Source organism: Microcoleus sp. T2B6, from assembly GCF_036700475.1.
GTDB lineage: Bacteria > Cyanobacteriota > Cyanobacteriia > Cyanobacteriales > Microcoleaceae > Microcoleus.
On sequence record NZ_JAUBOZ010000011.1, the window covers coordinates 88,141 to 103,303 of the forward strand.

At 45.1% G+C, this 15,163-nt stretch carries 10 protein-coding genes; 6 read left to right on the forward strand and 4 right to left on the reverse strand.

Annotation, left to right across the window (positions count from 1 at the left end):
• Positions 1-146: 146 nt before the first annotated feature.
• The 5 genes from map (at position 147) to QUA00_RS07610 (ending at position 8,804) form a co-directional block, all read left to right on the forward strand.
• Positions 147-974 carry a type I methionyl aminopeptidase gene (map, locus tag QUA00_RS07590; RefSeq protein WP_333052584.1) on the forward strand — a complete coding sequence of 276 codons (828 nt, stop codon included), beginning with the start codon at positions 147-149 and terminating at the stop codon, positions 972-974.
• A gap of 205 nt (positions 975-1,179) precedes the next feature.
• Positions 1,180-1,872 carry a response regulator transcription factor gene (locus QUA00_RS07595; RefSeq protein ID WP_333052586.1) on the forward strand — a complete coding sequence of 231 codons (693 nt, stop codon included), beginning with the start codon at positions 1,180-1,182 and terminating at the stop codon, positions 1,870-1,872.
• A 120-nt stretch (positions 1,873-1,992) separates the two neighbouring features.
• Positions 1,993-2,151: a hypothetical protein gene (locus tag QUA00_RS07600; protein ID WP_333409234.1), complete on the forward strand. Its 159-nt coding sequence runs from the start codon at positions 1,993-1,995 to the stop codon at positions 2,149-2,151.
• A 392-nt stretch (positions 2,152-2,543) separates the two neighbouring features.
• A complete protein-coding gene (locus tag QUA00_RS07605) occupies positions 2,544-2,903 on the forward strand; it encodes a hypothetical protein (protein WP_333409235.1) in 360 nt (119 codons plus the stop codon).
• A gap of 714 nt (positions 2,904-3,617) precedes the next feature.
• Positions 3,618-8,804, forward strand: a complete 5,187-nt coding sequence (locus tag QUA00_RS07610; protein WP_333409236.1) for an nSTAND1 domain-containing NTPase — start codon at positions 3,618-3,620, stop codon at positions 8,802-8,804.
• Between the two features lie 71 nt (positions 8,805-8,875).
• On the opposite strand, the gene QUA00_RS07615 is transcribed toward QUA00_RS07610, so the two are convergent.
• Positions 8,876-9,148: a type II toxin-antitoxin system RelE family toxin gene (locus QUA00_RS07615; protein ID WP_332980082.1), complete on the reverse strand. Its 273-nt coding sequence runs from the start codon at positions 9,146-9,148 to the stop codon at positions 8,876-8,878.
• Complete coding sequence (locus QUA00_RS07620) at positions 9,135-9,347, reverse strand: hypothetical protein (RefSeq protein ID WP_333140163.1); 213 nt, start codon at positions 9,345-9,347, stop codon at positions 9,135-9,137. Before QUA00_RS07620 ends, QUA00_RS07615 begins: the two co-directional genes overlap by 14 nt.
• A gap of 227 nt (positions 9,348-9,574) precedes the next feature.
• Between QUA00_RS07620 and QUA00_RS07625 the strand changes: the two genes are divergently transcribed.
• The gene (locus tag QUA00_RS07625; RefSeq protein ID WP_333409237.1) at positions 9,575-11,848 is read left to right on the forward strand and encodes an FdhF/YdeP family oxidoreductase; all 2,274 of its coding nucleotides are present in this window, start codon (positions 9,575-9,577) and stop codon (positions 11,846-11,848) included.
• A gap of 29 nt (positions 11,849-11,877) precedes the next feature.
• On the opposite strand, the gene QUA00_RS07630 is transcribed toward QUA00_RS07625, so the two are convergent.
• Both QUA00_RS07630 and QUA00_RS07635 read right to left on the reverse strand, forming a co-directional pair.
• Positions 11,878-13,485: a M10 family metallopeptidase gene (locus QUA00_RS07630; protein ID WP_333409238.1), complete on the reverse strand. Its 1,608-nt coding sequence runs from the start codon at positions 13,483-13,485 to the stop codon at positions 11,878-11,880.
• Between the two features lie 168 nt (positions 13,486-13,653).
• A complete protein-coding gene (locus QUA00_RS07635) occupies positions 13,654-14,898 on the reverse strand; it encodes a glycosyltransferase family 2 protein (protein ID WP_333140157.1) in 1,245 nt (414 codons plus the stop codon).
• Between the last annotated feature and the right edge of the window lie 265 nt (positions 14,899-15,163).

Below are 15,163 nucleotides of genomic sequence, written 5' to 3' on the forward strand. Positions count from 1 at the left end.
TTACTGAGAAAAATATTAAGCTAGCTAAAAGGAAACGCGATCGACAGTTCGGAACAAGACACCCGTTTTTTCACAAAAAACTGGATATTTGCCGTTTTTTTGCTTCAACCTGCCGTCAAAGTACAAAATTACCCGCCAATCAATTCATGAATATTTTTAGCAGTCTGCTTTCTAGCCCAACTCAAGCACCCCAAGTCAAAAAACAGCGTCGAGGCATTGAAATTAAGTCGGAACGCGAAATCGAAATTATGCGGCAAGCAGCAAAAATCGTTGCAACGGTACTCAAAGAAATTTCCCAAATGGTGAAACCGGGAATGACTACTGCTGATTTGGATGCTTATGCCGAAAAACGTATCCGTGCTATGGGGGCAACTCCGAGTTTTAAAGGCTATCACGGTTTCCCTGGATCGATTTGCTCTAGCATTAATAACGAAGTTGTTCACGGCATCCCCAGTCCCAAAAAAGTAATTCGGGCAGGAGATGTTCTCAAGGTAGATACTGGGGCATATTATCAAGGTTTTCACGGCGATTCTTGCATCACGATCGCAGTTGTGGAAGTGACTCCCGAATCGGCAAAATTAATCCGAGTCGCAGAAGAAGCTCTCTACAAAGGCATCGAACAAGTGAAGGCTGGAGCCTATTTGCTCGATCTGGCTGGCGCGATCGAAGATCATGTCAAAAGCAACGGTTTTAACATCGTTGAGGAGTTTACCGGCCACGGTGTCGGGCGAAATTTGCACGAGGAACCGTCGGTTTTCAATTTCCGCACGCGGGAAATGCCGAACGTGAAATTGCGAGCGGGCATGACATTGGCGATCGAACCGATTCTGAATGCGGGTTCTAAGTACACTCGGACGCTTTCTGACAAGTGGACTGCTGTAACCGTTGACAATGCTATGTCGGCTCAGTTTGAGCATACTGTGTTGGTGACAGAAACTGGCTATGAAATTTTGACCGATCGTTCAAAAGTTTAAGTGGAAGGGTTCAATAATAATTTTGAGTTTTGAGTTTTGAGTTTTGAATTAAAGATTTAATCAGTTTTTTATCGTTAGCTCAAAACCTAACTCAAAACTCTTGAGTTAAACAACAAGTTTTTAACTTCTTTCGAGGGATAGAGTGACAAGAAGAGTTAAATTCGGCTAAATTAAAAAATAGTGGTAAAGCGTAAGGGTAACAACTATGTCAGCACGATTATTATTGGTAGACGATGAACCGGGCTTGCGGGAAGCAGTACAAGCTTATTTGGAAGATAGCGATTTTGCGGTTGAGGTTGCCAGTAATGCTCGGGATGGGTGGGAACTCTTGCAGCAGACTAATCCAGATTTGGTGATTTCAGACATTATGATGCCCCAGGTGGACGGTTATCAATTTCTCAAGCAAGTGCGGGAAGATCCTCGCTATAAGGCTTTGCCGGTGGTGTTTTTGACGGCTAAGGGGATGACGAGCGATCGTATTCAAGGCTATCAAGCAGGCTGCGATGCTTATCTTTCTAAGCCCTTCGATCCCGACGAATTAGTAGCAATAGTAACGAATTTGCTCGCCCGTCGCGCGGCTGCTAAGGAGACAAGCGAAAATCCTGAAAGTCCAGATATTGCTGCTTTGACAAGCCAAATGGCGAGAATTGAGTCTTTGCTGAGTGGGCGGAGTTCGATCGCCCAAAGTCCTTCGCCGATTAAAATTGATTTGACTCCGCGAGAACAAAGTGTTTTGGATTTGGTTGCTCAAGGTTTGATGAATAAGGAAATTGCCCGCCGCTTGGAAACTAGCGTGCGTAATGTGGAAAAGTACGTCAGCCGTTTGTTTAGCAAGACGGGTACTAACAGCCGTACTGAGTTGGTTCGCTTCGCTCTCGAACACGGCTTGACGAAATAGGGGCCCTCTCGACTTGGCTGGAGGCTCTCCCTCGGCCATCGGCGTTACCAGGTTCTTCCTGGTAACGATAATTATGAAAAAACTTAGAAATGTTAAGATATAAGTATTGACAGGTATCCGGTGGCTGTGGTATGTCACATCAGCTTGCTGGTGGCAGCGCGGGGGTGCGAAAACTGGTGTGCGAAAACTGGTGTGCGAAAACTGGTGTGCGATCGAACTTTTCACCCACTTTGCTTTGAGTCTGAGATGAACACTCGCAAAGGCTGGGGAATTACTTAACGGGAAAACCTGACTGTTTAAGAGTTTTCACGTAGTAAATACAAAGGCAAACACTTGACCGGATATGCTCCGTTAAGCAAACTTGCCACGAAAAGTCACAGATCAGGTTATATCCTATGGAAAAGCAAGCCACTATTAATTACAGTTCTGGATGCACTCCGACAAAGAAACCGGGTTTTTTACCGAATTTACGGTGTGTAACAAAGTATTTCGTAAAAAAACCCGGTTTCTGGGCCCCCATGCTAAAAGTTTACACCCTAGTTCAAGCTCTCAGATTCATCTGTGGAGAAATCTAAAATCTAAAATCTAAAATCGACTCACAGCGCTCTAAAGTAGCCGCAGATGTTGAATGTATAGCAGCACCAAAGTTTAGTTTATACCAGGAGGATACCATGAGGAAAATCACGGCGCGACAAACACTAAGTGCTATAGTAGCACTGCCGATCGTACTAATAGCCAATACAACTCAAGCTTTGGCCACTGATACCAGTCAGAAAATAGAGCCAATTAAGAAAGTTTCGGATTTTGGCGATGAGCTAGATTTTGATATTGGGCCACCAACAACAATCAGCATTGAAGAAAGCGAGGATTGGGATGAACCTGATTTTACAGCTACTTTAGATATGGAGATTAGTAAATTTATGACAAAAAATCTTCAACCTGTAATTGATGAGCCGCCCCCGGTAGTTTATCTCAGTGCCGCCAGGGGCCAGTCAAGCAAGGAATGCCGGATTTCAGCGATATGCGAATAACTGAATCGGATTTGCGCGATTTGGGCGATGGCTGGGATCCCCCCAAACAAAGACTCTTTGGCTGGGTAGAATTTGAGCAATTATCAAGATTTAAGTAAAATCCGGTTGATTTTGCTGGGAATATGCGAATAACAGAGTATGTATTTTTTTGGGTATGCTTTAATGCGATCGGCTAAAATAATAAGTATGCAGGCTGAAATAAACTTAACTAATTGATATAGCAATCCTAAATGATTCAGATACATTTGTAGGGGTAGTGCTACCCCTACTCCCCGTGCCTACCCCCTATCTATCGGGCAACCACGGGGGGATTGCCCCTACAATAATTATGCAAATGATTGAGGATTGCTATAGTTCCCAGTGAGGGGAAATCGCCCTAAAGGGCACAAATAAAATTAATCATGTGATTCTTCACTGTGATTGGCAAACGTAAAAAGGAGTAAAAGTAAACTTAGAGCAACCGCCAAAACGGTTAGGATGTTCTTAATTACACTTTCCCCAGCAGTCGATTCCTTCCATCCGTTACATCCGTTACATCCGTTACATCCGTTAAAAAATCCGTTGCCGAACTGACATCCGTTACATCCGTTACATCCGTTAAAAAATCCGTTACACCCGTTACATCCGTTACATCCGTTAAAAAATCCGTTGCCGAACTTCCTTTTTTCGGCAGTTGACAGCATCTATCCTCAGAAACTTTTTCAAATATTAATTATGATTAATTCGCACTGCCAGCAAGACACCGCAGCACAGCAAAACAAAAGTTCGCTGCAAACTCTCACCCGGACTCTCTCGATGTCTCAGGGGCAATTTTCGCTGATTTTGGTACGGTGCAATTACAGTGCGATGAGAGAGCAAACGGCACGGCAATTGCGGGAGGAGTCGGGTATCGAGATTCGAGAAATTGTCCTCCCGCCATCTGTTAAAACTCTTTACACGACGATAGAAACCAAAGTTTCCTGCAGCCACCCGTCAGCTTTAATGGTGTTTGGCTTGGAATCGGTAAGTGCGATCGATCGACTGCTAACTTCTACCAACTACGTGAGGGAAGAATTTCGGAATAATTTTCCCTTCCCGGTGGTGCTGTGGGTGACAGACAAAATCTTAAAAAAACTGATTCGGTTAGTAACAGATATCGAGACTTGGACGACCACTGTTGAATTTGTGATCGGCCCCGACGACTTGGTGGATTTCCTGGGCAAAAGTGCCGATCGCATTTTTTCCAACATTTTAGAAAGTGGCAATTGGCGTTTAACTAATTCTGCCATTCTCGGAGCCAATTCTTTGAGTGAATTAGAGTCGGCTAGCCAAGACTTGCAAACTTGCAATATCAGATTAGAACCAGCTATTGAAGCGAGTTTGCAATTTATTCGCGGTAGGCACGAATATGCTTGTCACCGCATCCCTGCAGCTATTGACTTGTATCAAAAAAGTCTCAAATTTTGGAAGCATCAAGTAGCATTTATTGGGCCAAAAACACAATTTAGCGATTTGTTATTTACCGTTCACCCTGCACCGGTGTTAGAGGGAATTCTGCTATTCCACATCGGTCTTTGCTACCGCTTCCAAGCAGAAAAACACCGCAGCGGCAACCGTCCTTACTGGACGGAAGCTAAGAATTATTTTCAGGAATGTATTGATGTTTTAGAACGCGCGGGGCGGCCGGATGCCGTTGGTATATTCATCAATCAACTTGGCGAAGTATTGCAGCATTTAGAAGATTGGGATGCACTCTGGAATTTAGCTATCAAAGCTCGGAGGTTACATGAAAATATGGAAAATTCAGCAGTTAATTTGGCTCAAGATTACGGCTTTTTGGCTAGAGTAGCCTTAGAGCAAAAGAACTGGCAAGGGGCGAAAGAATGGGCTTTAGTGGCTCTAGAGGTTCTCAACTCAAATTTAGAAGTGACGGGGCAGGGAACGCCTGTAAAGTCGCAGCCTTTAGGCTTGTATCTGTTAATTTTAGCAGAGGCCCAGAGTCAGTTGGGTGAGGTGCAGGAGGCGATCGCGCATTTAGAGCTTGCTCGCTCGGAAACCGAAGCGTGCTACAACCCGCAACTGTATTTGCGGGTTTTAGAAATGCTGCGATCGCTCTATTTTCAGCGGGGAGAATATCTCGAAGCATTTCAAATTAAGCAAGATTATCGAGCGGTGGAACACACGTATCGGTTCCGAGCTTTTATTGGAGCCGGAAAGTTGCAGCCGCACAGAGAAGCGGTTAATTCCGTCGCCGAAACTGTTGCCGACGCTGCTACTATTGCTGACGAAATTACTGCTTCCGGCAGAGAACAAGACCTCAACCGCTTGATATATAGGATGAACAATACCCCAGACAAACTGACAGTAATTTACGGTCAGTCTGGAGTTGGCAAAAGTTCAATTGTCACCGGGGGATTAGTACCAGCTCTCAAACAAAAAAAAATAGAAAGGCGGACTGTTTTGCCGATTGTGCTGCAAGTTTACAACAACTGGCCGCGGGAATTGACCAGACAGTTATCTGCTGGGAAAGCTGAAATATTCGAGCCGGAACTTTCCGAAGCAGTACCGGAAACTGCTCCGGTAGATTTTCCAGTAGAAGCAGGCGCAGTTCAAGAAAATCTTATTTCGGGATTTAACGACGACTTGGCTGGGAATAATGAGGAGAGAAGGGAGCAGTCACAGCCAGTAGAATTAATTAGAGAACCACAGGCGAACGAATACGAAAAAATCATCAAAGAGCTGGAAATAAATTCCGAACATCTAGTGACGGTTCTGATATTTGACCAATTTGAAGAATTCTTTTTCGTGTGGAAAGAGCCAGCCCAAAGGCAGAGATTTTTTGATTTTTTGCGGGACTGCTTAAAAATCAAATATTTAAAAGTCGTCCTCTGTTTGCGGGAAGATTACCTGCACTATTTGCTGGAATTTTCCCGACCAAAAAACCCGACTGGATTCGTTAACAATGATATTTTAGAGGACATTCTCAGCAAAAATATTCTGTTTTATTTGGGCAATTTTTCGCTGGTCGATGCGCGATCGGTAATTCGCACTTTAACTGAGCGAGCGCAGTTTTACTTAGAACCGGAGCTGATCGAAGAATTAGTCAATGATTTAGCTGGAGAATTGGGAGAAGTCCGCCCGATCGAACTACAACTTGTCGGCGCTCAACTGCAACAAGAGAACATTAGAACTTTAGCTCAATATCAGGAACTAGGCAACAATCCGCAACAAAAATTAGTCGAAAGGTTTCTCGAAGAAGTCATCAAAGATTGCGGCCCGGAAAATGAAGTAGCGGCGCGCCGAGTTTTGTATTTGCTCACAGATGAAGATGAGATCCGTCCCCTAAAAACCCGCGCCGAATTAGCCTCTAATTTAGCGACATTTGCCGAAGCTGACAAATTAGATTTAGTCTTAGAACTGTTAGTAAACTCTGGTTTAGTTTTTCGATGGACGGAACTGCCTGCAGAGCTTTATCAGCTCGTTCACGACTATCTAGTTAGTTTCATCCGCCAGCAGCAAGAATTAGATAAAAAGGCAGAATTTGAGGAACTGCGAAAGCAAAACCAAATTAACCGAGATGAAATTGAACAAATTCGCAAAGACAGAGAGCAAGATGCTTTGCTGTCGGAAGCTAGAGAGAAACAGCACGAAGCGGAAGCTCAACTTTACCAATCTCGGAGATGGCAATTGCGGGCGGCGGTTCTAGGAGTGCTTGTACTCGCAGGTGTTTCGGGGATGGCATTCGAGCAAGCAAAATTAGCAGAAAGCGCGCGGCAAGAAGCAGAAAGAAGTCGGACTGACGCCCTAAATTCGGCCTCGGAATCTTTAGTGATTTCTAATGAAAAAAATCAATTAGGAGTGTTGGAAAATAGTATCAAAATTGGTCGTGATTCTCTGAAAAGTACAGCGCTTCCTGTAGACACTAAAACTAAAATTGCAGAAAGACTCAGACAAGCAGTTTCCGGGGTGCAAGAACGCAACCGTTTCGAGCAGCACAGCAAGTTTGTTTTGGATGTGAGTGTCAGCCCCGACGGCAATTCCGTTGCTTCGGCAAGTGCTGATAAAACGGTTAAATTGTGGACCAAAGAAGGTAAGTTATTAAAAACTTTCAATCACCCGGATAGCGTGACGAGTGTTAGTTTTAGTCCTGATGGGAAAACGATCGCTACTGGTTGTGCCGATCGTACAATTAGAATTTGGCAAGTAGATAACGACAAAAGTGCGATAGGCATTTTATCCGGCCACCGCGATATCGTCACCAGCGTCAGTTTCAGTCCCGACGGCAAAACCCTAGCTTCCGCCAGTCACGACAACACCGTCAAAATCTGGAACCTTGCGAACAAAAAATTGCTGCAAACCTTAACCGGACACAAAGACTGGGTACTCGGCGTCAGTTTCAGTCCCGACGGCCAAACAATTGCCTCCGCAAGTGTTGACAAAACTGTCAAACTTTGGAACCGAGAAAGTAAAACGCAGAAATTTAGAATTAATCCCAAAACATTAACCAAACATTCTGACATTGTTTACAGCATTAAGTTCAGCCCAAACAGTCAAGAACTCGTCTCGGCAAGTGCCGACACCACAGCCAAAGTTTGGAACCGAAACGGTGAGGAAATCAGAACTCTCAAAGGACACAACGATGAAGTTGTCAGCGCAAGTTTCAGTCGCGACGGCAAAAAAATTGTCACCGGCAGTGCAGACGATACGGTGAAAGTTTGGAGTCGCAGCGGCACTTTGCTCAACACTTTTCGAGGACATCAAGACGACGTAAGAGCCGTAAGTTTCAGCGGCGACGGCACTATTGCTTCCGCAAGTAAAGACAAAATAGTGAAAATTTGGAAACCGGACAGCACTCCGCTGAATAAGATTTTATCTGGACACGGAGACTGGGTTTACAAAGTCAGTTTTAGTGCTGACAGCAAAACAATTGCTTCTGCTAGCGGGGACAAAACAGTGAGACTTTGGCGCACTGACGGCAGTTTATTCAAAACCTTAGAAGGTCACAATGATTCTGTTACCTGGGTGAGCATTTCGCCTGATGATAAAACTGTTGCTTCTGCCAGCGATGACAAAACCGTGAAAGTCTGGAATTTAAACGGCAAACTGTTAGATACTCTCAGCCACAGTGGCATTGTTAGAAGCGTGAGTTTTAGTCCAGACGGAAAGATAATTGCCGCCGCTAGTGCCGATCGCAAATTGTACATCTGGCGCTGGAACGGTTCTAAAGCAACTTTGTTGACCAAACTCGATCACAGCAATCCAGTAATTAGTGTTAGCTTCAGTCCCGACGGCAAAACTATTGCTACTGCTACTGCTGCTGAGGACAAGGCAAGCGGGAAGAAAAAGGCTTTTGAAATTACGGGAGAAAAGAGAGTTTACCTGTGGCAATTTAACGGTTCGTCGGCGAAAATTATGAAAACTCTCGACCACGAGGACAGCGTTAAAAATGTGAGTTTTAGTCCCGACGGTAAGACTATTGCTGCTGCTTGCGCTGACAAAAAAGTTTACTTGTGGGAGTTTGATGGAAAGGTGGCGAATTTAACTGAAAAACTCGACCACAGCGATACTGTAGAAAGCGTGAGTTTTAGTCCCGACGGCAAGTTGATTGCGGCGGCGAGTGGGGGAAATACTGTTAAGCTGTGGGATTTTGACGGCAAGAAGGCGCTGCTATCGAAGACTTTGGAATCGAGCGATCGCGTGTTGAGCGTTACTTTTAGTTCGGACAGCAAAACTCTGGCTTTTGCTAGCAGGGATAGAAGTGTAATTTTGTGGCCTGTGGAGAATTTGCAACTGAATAATATCATTGCTCGGAGTTGCGAATGGTTGGGAGATTATTTGCAGAATGACCCGAATGTTGCTGAGGGCGATCGACTGCTTTGTCTTGGATTTGGGAAGCAAGCCCTAAATAAGGGGAAGCGGTGAAATTGACAGCGGTAAGTTGCGGGCTGCACACCCTACATAATTATATTTTGCTAATTCTCATCAACATAATTTTATGGAAAAATTCTGTATATGTCTCGGCGGTGCGCTACTCGCTGACAAATTAAAGTTTTTGTCGGTGCATCAACTGTGAGTCCAATACGGTAGTCACCAACACGAATTTTATATTTATCTGGATAACCTTTCATTTTTTCCAGATATCCTAATGCAAAGGGATTGTCTGATTCTAAGAATTGAAAAACTATAGGTTCTATCCTACTTCTAATTTCAGCAGGTAAAGCAGCTAGTTCTTTGAGGAACCGATTTGTATATTCAACTTGCCACATTATTTTGTTTGATTGAGTTATAATACTTTAGTGCTTGTTCTTTTGATAATCTCTCATCACCTTCAGTTTCTTCTATAAGTTTAGCCAGACCATAGTTTTCCAAAATCTCCTCGATTTTCTCAAATTGTTCAAGGGGGATTTGAACAGCAATCGGCTGCTGATTTTCGTCGATTACATAACTTTTATGTATTTCTAGCATTTTGTAGTGTTTATATATGAGTATATGAATTATTATAATAGATACATTTTTTTTGTCAATAGGCCATCCCGTCTGCCTGTCGAGTTGCTCAACCGATAGGTTAAACAAATCTATCTACTGGCTAATGGTGTTGGCAGTAAAATTGCGCTAGAATTCGACTGACAAGCTTAACCTTTTTGGCAATTCCCCACAGAATTAACCAGCAATTAAAATCCGAGGTAAACCACATGGATGTCAACTCCCCAAATGTCCAACCAATCCCGCCATTCAACGAGACAAACGAGGAAACACCAGAGATAGGTGGCGGTTTACCCGTAATTGAATATTGGGCCGAACATACATTGTCCCCGGAAGGGCCGAAACTTTGGAAAACTTTGCTGCACAAAAGTGCTTGTTTGTCCTGTTCTTGGGGCACTGGCGGGCAGAAAGGAGGTTTTACGAATGAAGAGGGCGAAAAACTTCAGCGGTGCATGAAAAGCGTCGAAGCAATCTCCGCTGAAATCAAGCCTGCTATCTCAACTCAATTTTTTGAACAGCAGAGTATTGCACAACTTCAGCAATTAACTTCAATGGAAGCCGATAGGTTGGGAAGGCTGAGTTTTCCCATGATTTTGCGGGCTGGTTCATCTCATTACGATCGCATTTCTTGGCAAGAAGTTTATCAAATTGCGGAAGCTGCCTTTCGCAAAACCCCCGAACGAGTGGCATCTTACAGTTCCGGTCGCTCTTCCAACGAAGCGGCTTTTCTGCTGCAATTGATGATGCGGGCGATGGGTTCCAATAACTTAGCAGATTGTTCCGATCTCTGCCACGCTCCCTCGACAATCGGGTTAAGCGAAATGTTTGCCACCCGCACCTCGTTAGTGAGTCTAGAAAACTTGAAGGAAGCAGATTGCGTCGTGCTCGCGGGCAGCAATTCTTCCTACAACCATCCCCGTTTGATGAACGAATTGATTAAAATTCGCGACAAAGGCGGTAAAATAATTGTAATCAATCCGGTGATGGAAATCGGGTTAGTCAAGTTTGGTTCTCCCGCATTTCCGGTCAAGTCGCTCATCCCCGGTTCCGATATTTCCTCGCTATACTTGCAACCAATTCCCGGCAGCGATACGGCGCTCTTTGTCGGCATTCAAAAATCTGTAATCGAACAAGGTTTGCTGGACGAAAGCTATTTGCAAGCTCATACAGAAGGTTGGGAATCAGTAGTACAGCACGCCCGCGAAACCGATTGGGAAACTATTACTAAAACCTGCGGAGTTTCCCAAGCCGAAATTGAGGCTGCAGCCAGAATTATTGGCACGTCCCAGCGAGTTGTATTCGGTTGGGCGATGGGAATTACCCAACAGGATAACGGTGTAGATAACGTTTTCAGCATTGCCAATACTGCCTTAATGACAGGAAATGTCGGCAAAGAAGGGGCGGGATTAATGCCAGTGAGAGGACACTCAAACGTCCAAGGATTCGGCTCTATGGGCGTCACTGTGAAGCTGAAAAAAGAAATTCAACAAGCTTTAGAAAAGTTATTGAATCGTCCCCTCAGTCCTGTTAAGGGCTACGACACTCGATCGCTCATTGAAGCAGCAGAAGCAGGCAAAGTCGATACGCTGATATGTCTGGGCGGCAACTTGTATGGGGCGAATCCAGATTCAACGCAGGCAAAACAGGCTTTAAGCAATGTTGAAACCGTTATCTACCTCGCAACCAAACCGAATTTAGGGCATTTTCACGGATTGGCAAAGCACAATACAATTGTGATTCCTGTACTAAATCGCTTTGAAAATCCCCACAAAACAACGGTAGAATCTGGGAATAACTTTGTGCGTTTAAATGATGAGGGCGAAACTCATCTCCAGCATTCGGATTTGATTCCTGAAGTGTATTTTTTGACGGAATTAGCCAGCAGGATTCACGGCGATTTTCCTGTTGATTGGCGCCAACTTCAAGACACAAAATATGTTCGCCAATTGATTGCTAAAACTATTCCGGGCTATGAAAAGATGGCGACAATTGATGAAACACAAGAGGAATTTACCATCAGCGGTCGCATTTTTACAGAACCTAAATTCCCTACAGAGTCTGGGAAAGCTAAGATGTTTGTCACGCCTTTACCTAAGCTGAAATTACCGGAAGCGAAAGAGTTTGGAGTATCGGAATCCACACAGGGTATTGTTGTGGCATTGATGACGGGACGCAGCTATTCTCAGCACAATACTGTGGTTTACAAAATTGATGACAAATACCGGGGAATGCCGCACCGCAACTGCATTTTGATGAATCGCGCGGATGCAGAAAGCGCTGGTTTGCAAGAACATCAGCGGGTTACGGTGCAGGGAAATGTGGGGAAAATGGAAAATGTCGAGGTGATTTACGGGGCGGTTCGTGAGGGTGCTGCTTTGATGTTTTATCCTGAAGTTAATGTGATTTTTCACCCGGAGATTGAAAAGCGATCGGGCACGCCTGCTTACAAGCGCGTACCTGCTTTTGTTTATGCAGAAAGGTAAAAACCGAATACTACAGATACCTGCTTTCTTCAAGAATTGGGGGAGGTAAACAACGTACTTGAACTAATTAAAAAATCAGATTGCCCGATCGAACTTAACGCCATTCCCGGTAACAGCGCCAAGACTTGTCCGGTGCTGCCGATCCGAATTTCAGTATCGTTGCCTGAAGGTACGATCGACAGTTGGTCGAATGTCAAACCATCAACTAACACTAACCAATCCACACCATCAGCAAAATCAACAATCGTATCCGTACCCCCATCCGGCTCCAACACAATGCCATCGACACCGACACCGGTGATAATAGTATCGTTTGCCCGACCGCCCCGCAGCAAATCCCCCCCGCCCCCGCCAATTAACAAGTCCATGCCTTTGTCGCCGTAAATATAGTCACCGCCTTCGCCACCGTCCAAACTATCGCTTTGCCGCCCCCCACTAATCGTGTCGATCCCCGCACTGCCTAGAATACTGTTAGCTAATTCATTTCCAAGTACCTGGTCATTTCCGGGCGAACCTACCAGATTTTCGATATCCGCGCCAAAAGCAATGTACGTGCCAAAGGTTTCAGTTGTATAAAGCCGATCGAGATCACTACCTAGCGCCACCTGCGAAGTTTGTAGATAGTAGCTCTGATCTCCCAGAGCGCTCTTTGCCGTGAGCGGCTTACCCTGATTCATGTTCAAAGAATAAACGTTGTTGGCAGGCAGTGCCGAAAAGTCCAAAGTATCGCTGCTGCCGCCGCCGTCCCAGATAGTTTGAACGGTATTGAAATTAGTGCTGTCGAATTTGTAAACATTATTGTCACCGTTAAAGTCGCTGCGGGTGCCGTAAAGATACTGCAATGCCCGGATGTCATAAGGCATCAAACTCCGGGGATTTTTGTTACGGGAGGTGCTAGATATGGATAATTGGGGATTGTAGGACATGATCGTATTTCTGGTGTTGTCCTTGTCAAACGGAAGATACGGAGGCTGTCCGGGGTTGTCTATTCGATCGCTGCTGAAGCTGTAGTTGCCAGGGTGCTTCAAACCCATCGCGTGAGCGATTTCGTGAATTAAAGTCGAGTGGCCGTAACTGCCGGGCTCTGAGGAAAAAGCTCTTGCCGGATCGTTTTCATGGATTTTTTGGAGGTGGATGGCGCCACCGCGCAATAAATTATCTGGATCATAAGCGTAGGCATAGCCCTCAGCACCCACCCCATCAGAAAACATAATTCTGATGTTGCTTTGGGCCGAGTCTGGAACTTCTACAAAGTTGAGCGGCAAGACTGTGGCATAATTGTCCTGCAAGATTTGGCGGACATTCTGTTTGATGCGATCGTTAACTTCCTCAATATTGGTTTCGTTTCTAGATGCAAAATAACTGGTCGCGCTGTCAGCAGTCACAAAACTGTAGGTGATGGTGCCGCCGGGAGCGACGTTCCATTTGGCTGGCTGTCCGGGGTTTGCTCTACTTCTTGTCAGCAGAGCATCGATCTCGTTAGAGTTGCTGAAGGCGGAAGCTTGAGCCGCCGATCGTTCGGCGCCCGAATCTGAGGTTTGAGCGCCGCTGCTACAGATCGGGCAGCTATGTTTTGAAGCACCTTGCAACAAATCTGAATTGTGATTACTTAAATCACTCAGAGTGTAAACAGACATGAGGTTCCTTCCAATTGGAGGCAAGAGGATGTTGATTAATATTATTAAATAAACAGATATGAAAGTCAACTCATAAAATTCATGACTTTGACTTCATAAAAATCATATTTATCAATAAATGTTACCAACAAACGATCGGTTGTCACGAATGATTTGAGCTTGCTGCTATTAACTCTTAATTTGCAAAGCTCTACCCCGCCAAGTCCATCCCCAACCAGTTTCGGTTTTAATCGCAGAGGCGATCGCCATCGCCGCCACGAACGCACCTCCGAAACCTCCCAACCACCAGTATTTCGTCGGACATTCAGAAATCTCGGCACCCAAGCGGCGCAAAGTGTAATGCTGCCAAATTACGATTACGGATAAACAGATAGTTAGCCAGGTAATTGGCAATTGGTAATTGGTAATTGGTAATTGGTAATTGGTGATTGTGAGAATTTCTGCGAAGTCCCCGTTTGCCAGCAAAATAGCTAATGCCAACCACGGCATCGGATAAAGAAAAAACATAATTGCAGCCATGTAAACCATCATGCCCCAACTGCGGTTAGCGCCGAGATACAAATTCTTTGTCCAGCCTTCCCACAATGCGTTCCAAGACCGATACATCCGCACGGATGCCAAATTTGAACCGGAATAAAGTCCGAGCTTTAAACTCGCACGTTTGATGCGTCTAGCTAATTCCACATCTTCCACAATTTCGCTTGCAACTGCTTCGTGACCCCCGATTTTTTCGTAGCCCGATCGCCTAAATAACATGAACGGGCCACCCGCAAAAGCACTGTCTGTTTTCGAGGGATCGTTGACGGCGGTGAAGTCGAAGCAAACTGCTAAGTGATTGAACATTATCGGCTGCACTAACCACTCGGCAAAACACTCACAAACCAGCGCTGGCATACAGGTGAACAAGTCTATTTTCTCGGTTTCGGCTGTGGCGATAGCGGTTTCGATCGCCCCTGGTTTGAGTCGCACGTCGGCATCGATAAATAAGAAGAAGTCTCCGGTTGCTGTTTGAACAGCTTGGGCGCAGGCCCAGTTTTTGCCCGCCCAATATTGGTTGGTTGGTCGCGGCTGGCCTGCTAATATTTTAAGCCGGGGGTCGTTGAGATGCTGTTGCAGGGTTTGCCCGATCGCCTTGGTGTCGTCTGTCGATCGATCGTCTACAATTAAAACCTCTAAGTTGTCCACAGACAGCGGTGTACTCTCCAAAATGGCGATCGCGCAATCCCGAATATTCTCTGCCTCGTTGTATGCTGGTACGATTACCGAAACTTTAGGGAACTGTGCGGCGGAGTCCGGTGAGGGCCTCGCGGAACTTCTGTCGGTTCGAGGCGCATTTTTGACCGATCGGCGCAAATTCTTAGTGTAAGCTGTACTTACAATCAGAGAAAAAATTAGCAGGGTTAACAATATCAAAGCGAACTGACCTCAAAATTTCGGTACAGGATTTGTCTCCCTAAATATTAAAAAATATTAAAACAAAAAGCTAGTCGATCGCCCGAAAAGTTATTTTGACCGAAAGCATCCAGGATACAAGCCCCCGGATTCATCTCGCGCAAGTCAATGCTTCAATCTAAAATCTAAAATCTAAAATCTAAAATCGATTGACCGAAAGCATCCAGGATACAAGCCCCCGGATTCATCTCGCGCAAGTCAATGCTTCAATCTAAAATCTAAAATC

Bases quoted from the DNA above. Each gene is read 5' to 3' on its own strand.
- map (WP_333052584.1), top strand. From the start codon at position 147: ATGAATATTTTTAGCAGTCTGCTTTCTAGCCCAACTCAAGCACCCCAA.
- QUA00_RS07595 (WP_333052586.1), top strand. From the start codon at position 1,180: ATGTCAGCACGATTATTATTGGTAGACGATGAACCGGGCTTGCGGGAA.
- QUA00_RS07605 (WP_333409235.1), top strand. From the start codon at position 2,544: ATGAGGAAAATCACGGCGCGACAAACACTAAGTGCTATAGTAGCACTG.
- QUA00_RS07610 (WP_333409236.1), top strand. From the start codon at position 3,618: ATGATTAATTCGCACTGCCAGCAAGACACCGCAGCACAGCAAAACAAA.
- QUA00_RS07615 (WP_332980082.1), bottom strand. From the start codon at position 9,148: ATGTGGCAAGTTGAATATACAAATCGGTTCCTCAAAGAACTAGCTGCT.
- QUA00_RS07620 (WP_333140163.1), bottom strand. From the start codon at position 9,347: ATGCTAGAAATACATAAAAGTTATGTAATCGACGAAAATCAGCAGCCG.
- QUA00_RS07625 (WP_333409237.1), top strand. From the start codon at position 9,575: ATGGATGTCAACTCCCCAAATGTCCAACCAATCCCGCCATTCAACGAG.
- QUA00_RS07630 (WP_333409238.1), bottom strand. From the start codon at position 13,485: ATGTCTGTTTACACTCTGAGTGATTTAAGTAATCACAATTCAGATTTG.